We start from the raw sequence: 15,212 nt of genomic DNA, 5'->3' as shown, positions 1-15,212 counted from the left end.
GACCCTCACCGGCGCCGGGGGTTCACGTCTTGGACGAATGTTCCCAGCCGAGCTGTTCCCCGCTGAGCTGTTCGCCGCCGAACTGTTCGCCTGCCGACGCGCCCAGTGCTCGTAGCGCTCCCGGTGTGCACCCCGCGAACTCCCGCAGGTCGCGGTGCAGATGGGACTGGTCGGCGTAGCCGCACGCCACCGCGGTCTCGGCGGCGTCCCGGCCCGCCGAGAGGCCGCGCACGGCCCGGTCGAAGCGGACGAGCATCGCGGCACGCTTCGGCGTCATCCCGATCTGGGCGCCGAACCTGGACCACAGCCGCTTGCGGCTCCAACCGCAGGACGCCGCGAGGTCGTTGACGCGCACCTGCCCCCGCCGCGCGACGATCTGCCGCCAGGCGGCCGCGACCTCCGCGTCCATCCGCGGCCCCGATCCGATCCGCTCGGCGAGGAACGCCTCAAGGACGGCGAAGCGCCCGTCCCATCCCGGCGCGGCCACCAACCGCTCGTGCAGGACGCCCAGCCGACGCCCCCATAAATCCCCCAGGTCGGTCACGCCTTCCCCCTCGCGCTCGGACGGGGCGATGCCCAGCGACGCGTACGCCACGACGGGCGACAGGCGGACCTCGACACAGTCGACGTGCCGCCCCCGGATGCGGGCGGCACCGGGCGACATACCGGCGACGAGACTGCGCAACGCCCGCCTTCCGGCGGCCCGTTCCACGACGATGTCGTCGTCCCCGAGTTCGAACACGACCGTCACGGCCGGCTGGGGCAGCACCCGCGCGTCGAGGCCGACCGCGTCCCGGTCGCGGAACCCGGCCACCGCCACACCGTCGAACGGCGTGCCCCCGCGCGGGCGGACGACCTCCCAACCGGGCAGTCGGCCGGAGTCATGCGGGTCCGATTCCATACGGTTCAGGCTACCGGGCGTACGCCTGCCACGATTCTGGGCAGGTGTTCGCAGCGCGTGACGCGACTTTCGTACGCCCGCTCGATCTCGGGTCCGACGGGGTGGTCCTGGCCGCTGAAGCGTTCCGCGGGTGCGTGTCCCTTCATCGTCCGTGACGTTGTGCCGGTGACGCCCTCACCGGTGAGCTGCTCACCCGAGCCGGCTGCACCGACGCGCGCAAGGGAGACTGTGAGCTCTATGGCGGACATCTTCGACAGGGACCAGGAGTCGATTCCCGCATCCGTTCTGACCATGGTGAGAAGCGGAGACCGTCCCTTCTACCGGCCCATGCACCCGGCAGCGGAGTGCGGGGAGGTGGTGGTGGAAGGAAGGGTCGTCGTCCAGGCGGGCTCCAACGACTATCTGGGTCTGTCCACCGATCCCCGGGTGACCGGCGCCGCGGCGCGAGCGGTCCAGAAGTATGGTTCCTCCTGCTCGGGCTCGCGGGTCATGAACGGCACCCTGCCGATACACGTGGAGCTGGAAGAGCGGCTCGCCGCGTTTCTCGGCACCGAGGCGGCCGCCGTGGTGACGACGGGATTCCAGGCGAATCTGGCCGTCTCGGCGCTCCTGGGCAGGGGCGCCATCGTCTTCAGCGACACCGCCAACCACGCCTCGCTGGTCGAGGGCATCCGGCTCGGAGGCGCCCGCCGCTTCCCGTACCGGCATGCTGACGCGGCACATCTGGCCGAGCGGCTTGCGGCGGCGGACGCGGCGACCCCCGAGGCGGCCAAGGTGATCGTCACGGACGGCATGTTCTCCATGGAGGGCGACCTGTGCCCGCTGCCGGAACTCACGGCGCTGGCACGCCGTTACCGGGCCCGGCTCGTCGTCGACGGCGCCCACGACATCGGGCTGATCGGGGCCGGTGGGCGCGGCGTGGGCGAACACTTCGGCGTGCCGGACGCGATCGACCTGCACACCGGCACCCTCTCCAAGTGCTTCGGCTCCACCGGCGGCATCGTCGCGGGCCCCGCGCACGTCATCGAGTATCTGCGGTACGCGGCGCGCTCGATCACGTTCTCCGCGTCGATGCCCCCGGCCGCGCTGGGCGCGGGCCTCGCCGCCCTCGACATCATCGAGTCCGAACCGTGGCGGCGGTCACGCGTCCTTGAGCTGGGCGAGAGACTGAACAAGGGGCTGAGCGCCCTGGGGTACGACACCGGGCGGTCGGTCACACCCGTCGTCCCGGTGCGGATCGGCGAGGCGGAGAGGTGCGCGCCGATGTGGAACGCGCTTCTGGACGAGGGCGTTCTCACCAACGCGGTCAGCGCTCCCGCGGTCCCCGAGGGCGAGTGCGTGATCCGGACGGCCCTGCAGGCGTGCCACACCGATCAGCACATCGACCGCATCATCGACGCCTTCGCCACCGCCGGGCGCAGGCTCGGCCTGATCCCCGGACCCGCCGCGGTGACCCGGGCACAGACTCCGGAGCGTGGCCGATGAGCAGTACGGCCGTCACCGTCACGCCCGCCACCGTCGCGCCCGTCACCGTCACCCCCGTACGGGGCCGCGCGGACACCACCGCCTTCATCCGCCTGCCCTACGCCGTCTACCGCGACGACCCGCACTGGGTCGCCCCGCTGGAACGGGAACGGCGAGCCTTCCTCGATCCGGGCAGCAACCCGTTCTTCGAGACGGGCGCCGTCCGGCTCTTCCTGGCCCGGCGCGGGCGCACCCCCGTGGGCAGGATCGCCGCCGTCATCGACCCGCGGTTCCAGTCGCGCCATGACGCCCGGTGCGGTCACTTCGGCCTCTTCGAGTGTGCCGACGACACGGAGGCGGCCGCCGCGCTCCTCGACGCGGCGGCGGGCTGGCTGGCCGAGCGGGGTCTCGACCGGATGCTCGGGCCGCTGAGCTTCTCCACCAATGACGAATGCGGTGTACTGGTGGACGGCTTCGACGGGCCGCCCACCGTCCTCATGCCGTACAACCGGCCCTACTACTCCGCCCTGCTGGAGGGATGCGGCTTCGTCAAGGCCATGGACCTGCTCTCGTACCGGGTGCCGATGTCCTGCGACGGCGAACCCCCGGCGGCCGTAGGGCGCACCGCCGAACAGGTCCTGCGCACACCGGGAACGCGGATCAGACCCATGGACCCGGCGCGTTTCGAAGCCGACATGGCCGTCGTCAGAAGCATCTACAACGACGCCTGGGCCGAGAACTACGCCTCCATCCCCCTGACCGACAGCGAATTCGCGCACTGGGTGCGGGAGTTGCGGCCCTTCCTTCCCGCAGAGCTTCTCCAGATCGCCGAAGTCGAGAACGAACCCGTCGCCTTCGTGCTCTGGCTCCCCGACATCAACCAGGCGCTGCGCGCCGCCCGCGGCCGTCTCACCTCGTACGGCCTGCCCCTCGGACTGCTCCGGTTCAGAAGGGCCCTGCGCACGGTCGACCGGGCCCGTCTCGTAGCCCTCGGCATCAAGCAGGAGTATCGCGGCAGCGGCATGGCCTACGCGCTGCTCACGGAGAGCCTCCGCGCCGCGTACCGCCTCGGCTACACCGAAAGGGAGCTCTCCTGGGTCCTGGAGGACAACCGCGCGTCCAACGGCGCCGCCAGAGCCGTCGGCGGTGTCCACTTCCGCACCCACCGGCTCTACGAGCGCCGATCCCGGTGAGCCACACTGGTCAGGCAGTACAACCCCAGGGCGACGAGGAGCCCGACCGCCCACCCGTAGTCGGCAAGCGGCTCCAGTGCGGGGATCAGGCCGTCCGCGGGGAACGGCCCCTTTCCCGGTGCGGAGTGCGAGCCGCCCACCGCGAGCGTTCCGCCGACGGCGAAGGCGAGCAGGGCCCGCCAGTTCCAGCCCGCCGTGTACCAGTAGCGTCCGTGGGGTCGGTACAGGTCCGGGAGGTCCAGGACGGTGCGGCGTACGATCCAGTAGTCGGCGATCATCACGCCCGCCACCGTGCCGAGCAGCCCGCCGACCACGCCGAGCCAGGTGAAGATGTACAGCTCCGGGGTCGCGGTCAGCTTCCACGGCATGACGAGCACGCCGACCACGCCCGTGATCAGCGCCCCCGCACGGAAGTCGATGAGCTTCGGGGCGAGGTTCGACAGGTCGTACGCGGGTGAGACCACGTTCGCGGCGATGTTCACCGAGATGGTCGCGACCAGCACGGTGACCAGGGCGAAGAGCAGACCGAAGACGTTGTCCGTCTTCGCCGCGAGCTCCACCGGGTCCCAGATCGCCGCGCCGTAAACCACCTGCGAACCCGAGGTCACCAGGACCGACAGAAGGGCGAAGGCGGTCATCGTGGTCGGCAGGCCGAGCGTCTGCCCCCACACCTGCGCGCGCTGCCCCTTACCGAAGCGGGTGAAGTCGGGGATGTTGAGCGAGAGCGTGGACCAGAAGCCGATCATCCCCATGAGGGAGGGGAAGAAGACGCGCCAGAAGTCCGCGCCCCAGCCCAGCTCGGACGGCTGGTCCAGCAGCGGACCGAACCCGCCCGCCTCCGTCGCCATCCACACGAGCAGCACCACCGCGCCGACCATCACGAACGGCGCCGCCCAGTTCTCGAACCGCCGCAGGGCCTCCATCCCCCGGTAGATGATGGCGAGTTCGAACACCCAGAAGACCACGAAGCAGAGCCACAGCGTCCACGGATAACCGCCGACCTGCGAGACCTCCGCCCAGCCGCCGAAGATCTTGCCCATGAGCAGGAAGATCCCCTGGCCGCCGATCCAGGTCTGGATGCCGAACCAGCAGCACGCCACCGCCGCCCGGATCAGCGCCGGGAGGTTGGCGCCGCGCAGCCCGAACGAGGCGCGGGCGAGCACGGGGAAGGGGATGCCGTACTTCGGCCCCGCGTGCCCGGTCAGAAGCATCGGCAGCAGCACGATCACATTGGCCAGCGCGATCACGAGCACGGCCTGCTTCCAGTCCATCCCGAGGGCGACGAGGCCCGAAGCGAGCGTCCAGGACGGGATGTTGTGGGCCATGCCCACCCACAGAGCGGCGTAGTTGTACACCCCCCAGGTGCGCCGCTCAGGGGGGACGGGCAGCAGGTCCTCGTTGGTGAAACGGGGATCGGCTGTCGCGGTGAGGTTCTCCGCGGGAGGAGGGCAGGCGTCGTTCATGGGCAGGCCGCCGTTCGTGACAGGGGCAGGGCGCGCTGTGCGGGTGCCGACGATCTCACGCGGAGTGGATGGACTGTACAACCCCGCGGCCCTGTGGGGGAGTGGGCGGGCGGCGGCCGATTTCGCCCCCTCAGCGCGCCGGGTTCGGACGCACCGCCGTCACCAGCCAGACCGCGCCCCGCATCCGTACCCCGGCGTCGGTCGCGTAGGGGCGGAAGATGTCCTCCAGGGCGGCTCGCTTGTCCGCGGGGACCGTGTGGCCCGGCGGGCGGGAGAGTACGAAGTCGACGGCGTCGGCAGGGCTTTCGCCCCAGTACGTCTTGATGGACAGGGAGGTCACCGTCACGTCGTCGAAGGCGTTGCAGGCGTCGAGGGCCTGGTGGACGCGGTCCGGGTCGGAGAGGGAGGCCATCGCGGTATGGGCGTCGGCCCGGTAGGCGGCCTCGGGACTGTCGTCGCCGAGGCGTTCGTCACCTTCGCGACCTCCGCCGCCGCTGTCGGCGAGCAGTTCCGCGAGGTGCCCGAACGCCTGTGCCTCCTCACCGCCGGACCCGACGGGCTGCGGGCAGGCGAACGCGAGGCGGCCGCCGGGGCGCAGGGCGCGCGCGATGTTGCCGAACGCCGCGGCGTGGTCGGCGAAGAACATCACCCCGCCCCGGCTGATCGCCACGTCGTACCCGGCCGCCGGAAAAGGGTGCGTCTGGGTGTCCGCCCTTTCGTACGTGACGTTCGCGACGCCTTCGGACGCGGTGCGGTCGCGGGCCCGTTCGAGCAGCGGGGCCGAGATGTCCACGCCGACCGCGTGGCCCCGGCCCGCCAGGCGTGCCGCCGTCCGCGTGAGGGCGCCCGCGCCGCAGCCGACGGGCGTTGGGGCGTGCGTTCACTGCGGGCTCCTTCGGATCACGGGTGCTGGAGGTGCCGATGCTCGCCGTTCCGGGCACGGCGGGCGTCGTACGGGGGAAGGGAGTTGGGGCTACGCCACCGGGGGCGCCGGGCGGCGGCGCTACTACCGGGGGAGTAGCGAGGGAGCGGTCCACGGGAGGGAGGCCGTTGTCAGCGGACCCGGGAGGAGGCGGCGCTGCGCAGAGCGGGTGAGGAGCGGCTGCGGATCGCCCGCGAACTGCACGACTCGCTCACGCACAGCATCTCGATCGTCAAGCTGCAGGCGGGCGTCGCCGTGCACCTGGCGCGCAAGCGGGGCGAGGAGATACCGCCCGCGCTGCTCGCCATTCAGGAGGCCAGCGGCGAGGCCATGCGCGAACTACGGGCCACGTTGGGCGTGTTGCGCACCGACGAGCCCACCGGCAGCCCCGCGCTGCTCGTGGAGCGGGCCCGCGCCGCGGGGCTCGCCGTCGAGCTGACGGTGACCGGGCGCGAGCGGCCCCTGTCGCCCGCGCTCGACCGTGCCGCGTACCGCATCGTGCAGGAGGCGTTGACCAACGCCGCGCGCCATGCGGGCGGGCCTGCCCTGGTGAGCGTCCGACTCGACTACGGCGAACGGCAGTTGGCTCTCCGGGTGGAGGACGACGGAACGGCCGCCCCCGGGCATCCGCCGGTGGAGGGCACCGGCCTCACAGGCAAGCGGGAGCGCGTCTCCGCGCTGGGCGGCAGGCTGTGGGCGGGGCCACGGGACGGCGGCGGGTTCGCGGTGCGGGCGGAACTGCCGATCAAGGGCGGCGTGGGGAGGCGGCGGCCGGCGGGGGATGCCGATGCCGCCGCCGGGGACGAGGCCCGCACCGGGCGGGAGACCGAGCGGGAGACCGAGCAGGAGGCCGAGCGGGGCGCCGAGTGGGAGAGGGCGCGGGCGTGATCCGCGTCGTGCTGGTGGACGATCAGGCGTTGATGCGGGCCGGATTCCGCGCGCTGCTCGACGCCGAGGAAGGCGTCGAGGTCGTGGGGGAGGCCGCCGACGGCGGGCAGGGAGTCGCCGTCGTCCGTGAGCAGGTGCCCGACGTCGCCCTCATCGACGTACAGATGCCCGTGATGAGCGGTATCGAGGCGACCCGCAGGATCGTCGCCGAACCCCGCCTGGCGGCCGTGCGCGTCGTGATCCTCACCAACTACGGCCACGACGAGTACGTCTTCGACGCGTTGCGCGCCGGGGCCAGCGGCTTCCTGCTCAAGGACACCGAGCCCGCCGAGCTGCTGCAGGGCATCGAAGTCGTCGCGCGCGGCGAGGCGTTGCTGTCGCCCTCGGTGACCCGTTGGCTGATCGGCGAGTTCGTCGCCAGGCCGCCGGACCGGGCCTCCGCGCCCGGCCTGGAAGGGCTCACCCGCCGCGAGCGCGAGGTGACCGCCCTGGTCGCTCGCGGGCTGACGAACGGGGAGATCGCCGCGCACATGGTCATCAGCCCGTTCACGGCGAAGACGCATGTGAGCCGCGCGATGGTCAAACTCGGTGCGCGCGACCGGGCCCAACTGGTCGTGTTCGCCTACGAGTCGGGCCTGGTGACAGCGCGGACCGCGTAGCCGTAGCCGTAGCCGTGGCCGAGACGGAATCGATCGAAAGGGGCGTCGTCCGTGGCCGTGACATGATCCCTGCGTGACCGTCATACCGAGGCAGGGACCGGGACAGAGACCAGAACCGGGACGGAGCCGGAGAGCGGCATCGCTGCCGAGGCCGCTCACGCACGCCGTGACGCTCACGGTGACGGCCCTGCTCATGTCCGGATGCGGGCTCTCCGCGGAACTGGACCGCGAGGTGAACCCGGAGCGCGAGCCGACCGCGCCGACCCCGGCCCCGACCACGTCGACCTTGGCCCCGACCGCGCCGGCCCCGACCGCGCCGCCTTGCCCGAAGTCGGGGCTGAGCGTGTCCCCCGGCATGGTGACCGCCGCGATGGGGCTGCGCGCGATGTCGGTGACGCTGACCAACTGCGGCAAGGGCGTACGCGAGCTCAACGGCTACCCGGACATCCGGGTACGCGGCGTCGACCGGCAGCTCTTCGACGTGACGGTGCTCAAGGGGACCGAGCCGGTCACCACCATGGACGACCCGGGCCCCAGCCGCGTCAGGCTGAGGCCGGGGGAGTCCGCGTACACCTCACTGGTCTGGCGGTACTCCGCCGTGGACGCGGCCACCAAGCGGGGCAGCGGCGTCTACGTGGAGATCGGCCCCGCCAAGGGCGCGCCGCGCCGGACCATCGAACCGGAGGGCGGCCTCGACATCGGCGAGACGGGCATGCTCGGCACGACCGCCTGGCAGCGCAGCCCCGAGGGCTGACCTGCGCCCGTCGGGGCACCCGGGCCGCCGTCAGGGCACCCGGTCCGCCGTCCGTCAGGGCACCCGGGCCGTCCATTCGGCGGTGCCGAACTTGCTGCGCACGAGCTCCTGGGCCCGGGCCAGCTCGGCGTCGGTGACCTTCCCCCGGGTGAGGCCGTAGCGGGAACGGAAGGAATCGATCATGCGGTCGATGACGGTCTCGCGCGGCAGACCGGTCTGGCGGCGCAACGGGTCCACCCGCTTCTTGGCGCTCTTGGTGCCCTTGTCGGAGAGTTTCTCCTTGCCGATGCGGAGCACTTCGAGCATCTTGTCGGCGTCGATGTCGTACGACATCGTCACGTGGTGCAGGACCGCGCCCGCGCCCCCACCGGGCCCCACCACACGCTTCTGCGCGGCGCCCGCGATCTTGCCCGCCTCCGTCGCGATGTCGTTGAGCGGCTGGTACCACGCCTTGATGCCCATGTCGGCGAGAGCGCCGAGCACCCAGTCGTCCAGATAGGCGTAGCTGTCCTGGAAGGAGAGTCCCTGCACGAGGGCGTCGGGCACGGAGAGGGAGTACGTGATGGTGTTCCCCGGCTCCACGAACATCGCGCCGCCGCCCGAGACGCGGCGCACGACATCGATCCCGTGCCGGGCCGCGCCCTCCTGATCGACCTCGTTGGCCAGCGACTGGAAGCTGCCGATGATCACCGAAGGGGCGCCCCACTCCCACACCCGCAGCGTCGGCGGGCGCCGGCCCGCCGCGACCTCCTGGGTCAGCACCTCGTCCAGGGCCATGTGCAGGGCGGGCTGCTGCGGCCCGTCGTGGACGAGCTGCCAGTCGTAGTCGGTCCAGTCCGTCGCGTGCGCCAGGGCGCGGCGCACGGCGATGCCGATGCCCTCCGACGTCAGGCCGTACATCACGGTGCCTTCGGGGAGGGCCGCCTCGATGCGGGCGGCGAGGCCCGCGGCGTCCGTGTCGGCGGGGGCGCCGTCCAGCGCGCCGTTGATCGCGTCGAGCGCCTCGTCCGGTTCGAGGAAGAAGTCGCCGGCCACGCGCGTGCGCCGCAGCTCGCCGCCCTCGACGTCCAGATCCACCACGACGAGCTTGCCGCCGGGGATCTTGTACTCACCGTGCACCGTACGTCCTCCAAGTGCTCCGAGCCCCCGGGACGCGCGTCACGCCCCTCGGCTCACTGTCTCGCAATCATCCCCACGCTAGCCGAGTGCCGGAATGCCCGGTCCGACGGAAGATGAGGCAGGAGGGACGGGGCGACGCGAGGGTGAGCAGGTGGAGGAAGCGATGAGCGTTCGCGCGGGGCCGGGCGACGAGCCGGGTCCGCACGTCCTGGTGCCGGGCCCGCACGTCCTGGTGACGGGAGCGACGGGCTACATCGGTGGCCGTCTGGTCCCCGAGCTCCTCGACGCCGGATACCGCGTACGCTGCCTGGCCCGCACGCCGGAGAAGCTGCGCGACCACCCCTGGACACCCCGCACCGAGGTCGTACGAGGCGACGTCACCGACGCTCCCTCGCTGGCCGCGGCGCTGCGCGGCATCGACGTGGCGTACTACCTGGTGCACGCCCTCGGCACCGGCGCCCGCTTCGAGGAGACCGACCGCAAGGCGGCCGAGACCTTCGCGGAACAAGCCCGCGCCGCCGGTGTGCGGCGCGTCGTCTACCTAGGCGGCCTCACCCCCGCGGACGTACCGCCCGAGGAACTCTCGCCGCACCTGCGCTCCAGGGCGGAGGTCGGCGAGATCTTCCTGCGCGCGGAGGTCCCGGCCACCGTGCTGCGCGCGGCCGTCATCATCGGCTCCGGCTCCGCCTCCTTCGAGATGCTCCGGTACCTCACGGAACGGCTGCCCGTCATGGTCACGCCGAGCTGGGTCGACACCCGCATCCAGCCCATCGCCGTACGCGACGTCCTGCGCTACCTCGTCGGCAGCGCGCGCATGCCGCCCGACGTGAACCGTGCCTTCGACATCGGCGGCCCCGACGTCGTCACGTACGAACAGATGATGCGGCGGTACGCGGTGGTGGCCGGGCTGCCGCACCGTTTCATCGTGCGTGTGCCGATGCTCAGCCCGGCGCTCTCCAGCCTCTGGATCGGCCTCGTCACCCCGGTGCCCCGCTCGCTGGCCCGGCCCCTCGCGGAGTCGCTGCGGAACGAGGTGGTCTGCGATGAGCACGACATCGGGCGGTACGTGCCCGACCCGCCCGGTGCCCCGATCCCCTTCGACGAGGCGCTCGCGCTCGCGCTCCGGCGGGTGAAGGAGGCGCAGGTCGTCACCCGATGGTCGTCGGCGGCGCTGCCCGGCGCGCCGAGCGACCCGCTGCCCACCGACCCCGACTGGGCGGGCGGCAGCCTCTACACCGACCACCGCCGGATCACCGTCGACGCCCCGCCGCAAGCCCTGTGGCGGATCATCGAGGGGGTCGGCGGCGACAACGGCTGGTACTCCTTCCCGCTGGCCTGGGCCGCGCGGGGCTGGCTCGACCGCGCGGTCGGCGGCGTGGGCCTGCGGCGGGGCCGCCGGGACGCGGCACGGCTGAGGGTCGGCGACTCGCTCGACTTCTGGCGGGTCGAGGAGATCGATCCGGGCCGGCTCCTGCGGCTACGGGCCGAAATGAGGCTGCCGGGCCTCGCCTGGCTGGAAATGCACGCCGACCGCGACCCCGAGGGCCGCACCCGCTACCGCCAGCGCGCCCTCTTCCACCCCCACGGGCTGCTCGGCCACGCGTACTGGTGGAGCGTCTCGCCGTTCCACGCGGTGGTGTTCGGCGGAATGGCCCGCAACATCGCCAAGGCGGCGGCCAGGGAGGCGGGGCGGCGGGGCGAGGGCGGCACGGGGACTGGCGGCAGCCCCGGCACCGGCACCGGCACCGGTACCAGACCCCCTCCCGGTCCCACAGGAGCGGCGCCATGATCACCTCGGTCGTCCTGTTCACCTCCGATCTCCGCGTGCACGACCATCCGCCGCTGCGCGCCGCGCTCGCGTGTGGTGATGCCGTGGTGCCGCTCTTCGTTCGTGACCGGGTCATCGACGGGATCGGGTTCGCGGGGCCGAACCGGGAGGCGTTTCTCGCCGACTGTCGATCTCGCCAACAACCAGCTCAACTGGCAGTGGATGGCCGGCACCGGCACGGATAGCCGCCCCAACCGGGTGCTGAATCCCGTACTCCAGGGCAAGCGTTACGACCGGGACGGTACGTACGTACGTCGTTGGGTGCCCGAGCTGGGCGAACTGCGGGGCGCCGCGGTCCACGAGCCGTGGAAGCTGCCGGCCGAGGAGAGGGCGCGCTACGACTACCCCGAGCCGCTCGTCGAACTCTCCGACGGACTCGCCCGTTTCAGACGGGCCCGGGGGATCGACTGACCGCCTGTGGCCGGACGTGGACCACCAGCGCGGTCAGGTGCGCGACCCAACCGCGGCGCGGGCTTCGCGCACCGCTTTCGGTGGAATACGTGCGTATGCGCAGCGACTGCCCACGCCCGAGGAGGCCGACATGCCCGACACCATGGATGCTGTCTACGCCCGCGTCGGACAGGAGGTGGCCGCCCGCGCCGACCGGCTCTGGGACGTGAGCCTCGCCCTGCACCGGGAACCGGAGACCGCCTACGAGGAGCATCGGGCGGCCCGCCTGCTGGCCGGTGAGCTCGAACGGGAGGGTTTCCGTGTGGAGCGCGAGGTGGCCGGGCTGCCGACCGCCTTCGCCGCCCGTACGGGCACGGGAGCCATGGAGACCCCGGGGGCCTCGACAGGCGAAGGCGAAGGGCCCCGCGTCGCCCTGCTGATGGAGTACGACGCGCTGCCGCTGCTCGGGCACGCGTGCGGCCACAACCTGATCGCGTCGGCGGGCCTCGGCGCGGCACTCGCCGTGCGGGCCGCGCTCGGCGAGATCGACGGGACCCTGCTGGCCGTCGGGACACCGGCGGAGGAGAGCGGCGGCGGCAAGGTCACGGAGGTGGCGGCGGGCCTGTTCGACGGGGTGGACGCGGCGCTGATGTTCCATCCGGGCGTCTACGACTGGGCATGGGCGCCGCTGACGGCCAGCGCACAGGTCCGGGTGGGTTTCCACGGGCGGGCGGCGCACCCGACCGGCAATCCGACGGAGGGGATCGACGCGCTGGGGGCACTGATCCAGCTCTTCAACACGCTCGGCGTACTCGACAGGCGGCTGCCCACCGGATCGCACATCCAGGGCATCGTCACGGACGGGGGCCGGGCCACGAACATCGTCCCCGCGTACGCGGAAGGGCTGTTCGGACTGCGCGGAGGGACTACGTCCGCGCTGGAGGAACTGGTGGAGGAGCTGCGTTCCTGCGCGCAGGGCGTCGCCCTCGCCACCCGTACGAGGGCGGAGGTGACCGACGTGGGCGGCCGGTACGAGCACTTCCGTGACAACGAGGTGCTGTCCGGGCTGTTCACCCGCCACCTGGGCCGGGCGGGCATCCGGTTGTCGGAGCCCGCGCCGGGCGTCCACCTGGGCTCATCGGACATCGGCAACGTCAGCACGCGCGTGCCGGCGATCCATCCGTTCGTCGCCATCATGGGCTCCGACGGCTCCGACCACACACCCCGGTTCGCACAGGCGGCCGCCGGGCCACGCGGGCGGGACGTGATGCTGGCCGCGGCGCAGGCACTGGCGTGCACCGCGGCCGACGTCCTCCTGCGGAAGGACGTGCCGGAGCAGGCGTGGGCGGCCTTCCGGCGGAAGGCCGCGGCGGGGCTGTAACGCCAGGGGGCTTCGAAGCAGGGGGGCGTGTGGTGAGGAACCGCTCCAGCGCGCCGCGCGTTGACACAGTCGCAGCTCGGCAGCAGGGTGCCGATACCTGCTGGACCGCCGTTTGCGCGGAAACAACGAGGCGAGAGGCCCTATGTTCACCACCCGCCCTACTCTCCAGGGCACCTTCGGCATGGTGTCGTCCACCCACTGGCTCGCCTCCCAGTCCGCGATGGCCGTACTGGAGGACGGAGGCAACGCCTTCGACGCCGCGGTCGCCGCGGGCTTCGTCCTGCACGTGGTCGAGCCCCATCTCAACGGGCCCGCCGGTGAGGTCCCGATCATCCTCGCCCCCGTGGGCGGCGACGTGCGCGTGCTCTGCGGGCAGGGGCCCGCGCCCGCCGGTGCCACCGTGGCCCACTACCGCTCCCTCGGGCTCGAACTGGTGCCCGGCACCGGCCCGCTCGCCGCCGCCGTGCCCGGCGCCTTCGACGCGTGGATGCTGCTGCTGCGGGACCACGGCACGAAGTCGCTCGCCGATGTCCTCAAGTACGCCATCGGGTACGCGGAGGACGGGCACGCCCCCGTCGAGCGCGTCGGCGAGACCGTGGAGACGGTGCGGGAGCTCTTCGAGAAGGAGTGGCCGTCGTCCGCCGACATCTATCTCCGTGGGGGCCCTGCCGGGGGTGAACCGCCCCGCACCGGTGAGCTGTTCCGCAATCCGGCGCTCGCGGCGACGTGGAGGCGGCTCATAGCGGAGGCGGAGGCGGAGGCGGAGGCGGGGGTTTCTGCGCGGGCGGGGTCGCGGGCCGCGGTGATCGATGCCGCGCGCGAGGTGTGGCGCGCCGGCTTCATAGCTGAGGCGCTCGTGCGGCAGGCCGGGCGGCCCACCATGGACACCAGCGGCGAGCGCCACGTCGGGACGCTCTCGGCGGAGGATCTGCGGGGCTGGTCCGCGTCCTACGAGGACCCGGTCACGTACGACTGGAACGGCTGGACCCTGTGCAAGGCCGGGGCCTGGAGCCAGGGCCCCGCCTTCCTTCAACAGCTCGCCCTGTTGCCCCGGGACGTCGCGGAGCTTCCGGAGTACGGGTCCGAGGAGTACGTGCATCTCCTGGTCGAGGGCTGCAAGCTCGCCATGGCGGATCGGGAGGCCTGGTACGGGGACGCGGGTGCTGGGGACGCCGGTGCCGGGGGCGCGGACGGTGTGCCGGTCCGGGAGCTGCTCTCGGAGGAGTACAACGCGCTGCGGCGCCAGCTGATCGCGGACAAGGCCTCGTACGAGCTGCGGCCCGGCTCGCCCGGCGGGCGGAGGCCGCGGCTCTCCGCGCATGCGCTCGCGGTGGCTTCGGGGGAGGCCGGGGAGGCGGGAGGCTCTGGCTCGGCCCCCGGGAGCGGGGAGCCGACCGTGGCCGGGGACGGGGGGACGCGGGGCGACACCTGCCATCTCGACGTCGTCGACCGCTGGGGGAACATGCTCTCCGCGACGCCCAGCGGGGGGTGGCTGCAGTCCAACCCCGTCGTGCCGGAACTCGGCTTTCCGCTGGGTACGCGGCTTCAGATGGCGTGGCTGGAGGACGGGCTGCCGAACTCGCTGACGCCGGGCAGGCGGCCTCGGACCACGTTGACGCCGTCGATGGCGCTGAAGGACGGCGTCCCTGTCATGGCCTTCGGCACACCCGGGGGCGACCAGCAGGACCAGTGGCAGGTCCACTTCTTCCTGGGGGTGGCCTTGCGGGCCTCCGTACGGGGCGGCCTCGACCTACAGGGCGCGATCGACGCGCCCAACTGGCACACGGACAGCTTTCCCGGGTCGTTCCACCCGCGTGGGATGCGGGCCGGAAGCGTGACGGTGGAGTCCCGGATGGCTCCGGAGCTGGTGGCCGGGCTGCGGCGGAGGGGGCACGACGTGCTGGTGGGCGGCGCGTGGTCGGAGGGACGGCTGTGCGCGGTGGCACGGGATCCGGGGAGCGGGGTGCTGTCGGGGGCGGCGAATGCTCGGGGGATGCAGGGGTATGCGGTGGGCCGCTGAGTCTGGCGGGGGCGCCTCGGGCGGGTTCTGGTCCGCCGCTTCGCGGCCGGTGTTTCCCACCCGCCCGCCCGTCTGCCCCGCAGCACCATCGCCTCGTAGGAGCAGGGCCCGTCGCTTCGCGGCGGGGCAGGGTATGGCTCCGGGCGCGCCGCCAGAGACGCGTGTTCAGCGGGAGGCAAGGTCCCGTTCAGCGGCCACGTACGGGATGTCAGTGCGGCGTGCTCTCATGG

At 72.5% G+C, this 15,212-nt stretch carries 11 protein-coding genes and 3 pseudogenes; 10 read left to right on the top strand and 4 right to left on the bottom strand.

From position 1 onward, the window contains the following. Window positions 1-22: 22 nt before the first annotated feature. Window positions 23-901: a helix-turn-helix domain-containing protein gene (locus ACWDVB_RS05995; protein ID WP_451514094.1), complete on the bottom strand. Its 879-nt coding sequence runs from the start codon at window positions 899-901 to the stop codon at window positions 23-25. A 237-nt stretch (window positions 902-1,138) separates the two neighbouring features. On the opposite strand from ACWDVB_RS05995, the gene ACWDVB_RS05990 reads away from it, so the two are divergent. Both ACWDVB_RS05990 and ACWDVB_RS05985 read left to right on the top strand, forming a co-directional pair. After that, window positions 1,139-2,386 carry an aminotransferase class I/II-fold pyridoxal phosphate-dependent enzyme gene (locus ACWDVB_RS05990; RefSeq protein ID WP_451514095.1) on the top strand — a complete coding sequence of 416 codons (1,248 nt, stop codon included), beginning with the start codon at window positions 1,139-1,141 and terminating at the stop codon, window positions 2,384-2,386. Continuing rightward, complete coding sequence (locus ACWDVB_RS05985) at window positions 2,383-3,558, top strand: N-acetyltransferase family protein (protein ID WP_451514096.1); 1,176 nt, start codon at window positions 2,383-2,385, stop codon at window positions 3,556-3,558. Before ACWDVB_RS05990 ends, ACWDVB_RS05985 begins: the two co-directional genes overlap by 4 nt. Here the strand turns inward: ACWDVB_RS05985 and ACWDVB_RS05980 are convergent. Beyond that, window positions 3,537-5,021 carry an NCS1 family nucleobase:cation symporter-1 gene (locus ACWDVB_RS05980; RefSeq protein WP_451514097.1) on the bottom strand — a complete coding sequence of 495 codons (1,485 nt, stop codon included), beginning with the start codon at window positions 5,019-5,021 and terminating at the stop codon, window positions 3,537-3,539. The two genes, ACWDVB_RS05985 and ACWDVB_RS05980, sit on opposite strands and share 22 nt — an antisense overlap. A 130-nt stretch (window positions 5,022-5,151) precedes the next feature. Then, window positions 5,152-5,871, bottom strand: a pseudogene (locus ACWDVB_RS05975) (class I SAM-dependent methyltransferase); the annotation flags it as partial. Window positions 5,872-6,075: 204 nt separating this feature from the next. Between ACWDVB_RS05975 and ACWDVB_RS05970 the strand changes: the two are divergent. From ACWDVB_RS05970 to ACWDVB_RS05960, 3 genes and pseudogenes are all read left to right on the top strand, one after another. Beyond that, window positions 6,076-6,831: pseudogene (locus tag ACWDVB_RS05970) on the top strand (sensor histidine kinase); the annotation flags it as partial. Continuing rightward, window positions 6,828-7,490 (top strand): response regulator, encoded by a 663-nt coding sequence (locus tag ACWDVB_RS05965; protein WP_451514098.1) that lies wholly within the window; start codon window positions 6,828-6,830, stop codon window positions 7,488-7,490. The pseudogene ACWDVB_RS05970 and the gene ACWDVB_RS05965, both read left to right, overlap by 4 nt. Before the next feature lie 166 nt (window positions 7,491-7,656). Further along, window positions 7,657-8,244, top strand: coding sequence for a DUF4232 domain-containing protein (locus ACWDVB_RS05960; protein WP_451514099.1), 588 nt, complete (start codon window positions 7,657-7,659; stop codon window positions 8,242-8,244). A gap of 54 nt (window positions 8,245-8,298) precedes the next feature. Here ACWDVB_RS05960 and ACWDVB_RS05955 read toward each other — a convergent pair whose 3' ends face one another. Continuing rightward, window positions 8,299-9,363, bottom strand: a complete 1,065-nt coding sequence (locus tag ACWDVB_RS05955; RefSeq protein WP_451514100.1) for a lipoate--protein ligase family protein — start codon at window positions 9,361-9,363, stop codon at window positions 8,299-8,301. A gap of 163 nt (window positions 9,364-9,526) precedes the next feature. Between ACWDVB_RS05955 and ACWDVB_RS05950 the strand changes: the two genes are divergently transcribed. From ACWDVB_RS05950 to ACWDVB_RS05930, 5 genes and pseudogenes are all read left to right on the top strand, one after another. Beyond that, window positions 9,527-11,152 (top strand): SDR family oxidoreductase, encoded by a 1,626-nt coding sequence (locus tag ACWDVB_RS05950; protein WP_451514101.1) that lies wholly within the window; start codon window positions 9,527-9,529, stop codon window positions 11,150-11,152. Further along, window positions 11,149-11,376: a deoxyribodipyrimidine photo-lyase gene (locus ACWDVB_RS05945; RefSeq protein WP_451514102.1), complete on the top strand. Its 228-nt coding sequence runs from the start codon at window positions 11,149-11,151 to the stop codon at window positions 11,374-11,376. The genes ACWDVB_RS05950 and ACWDVB_RS05945 overlap by 4 nt, the downstream gene beginning before the upstream one ends. Next, a pseudogene (locus ACWDVB_RS05940) lies at window positions 11,321-11,602 on the top strand (FAD-binding domain-containing protein); the annotation flags it as partial. The gene ACWDVB_RS05945 and the pseudogene ACWDVB_RS05940, both read left to right, overlap by 56 nt. 130 nt (window positions 11,603-11,732) lie before the next feature. Then, window positions 11,733-12,962 (top strand): amidohydrolase, encoded by a 1,230-nt coding sequence (locus ACWDVB_RS05935; RefSeq protein WP_451514103.1) that lies wholly within the window; start codon window positions 11,733-11,735, stop codon window positions 12,960-12,962. A gap of 142 nt (window positions 12,963-13,104) precedes the next feature. Further along, entirely contained in the window at window positions 13,105-14,982 is a 1,878-nt protein-coding gene (locus ACWDVB_RS05930) for a gamma-glutamyltransferase family protein (RefSeq protein WP_451514104.1), read from the top strand. Window positions 14,983-15,212 lie beyond the last annotated feature (230 nt).

This window comes from Streptomyces sp. NPDC003379 (assembly GCF_053589195.1).
Note: the sequence above shows the minus strand (reverse complement) of the source record. Positions and strands in the feature narration are given on the sequence as shown.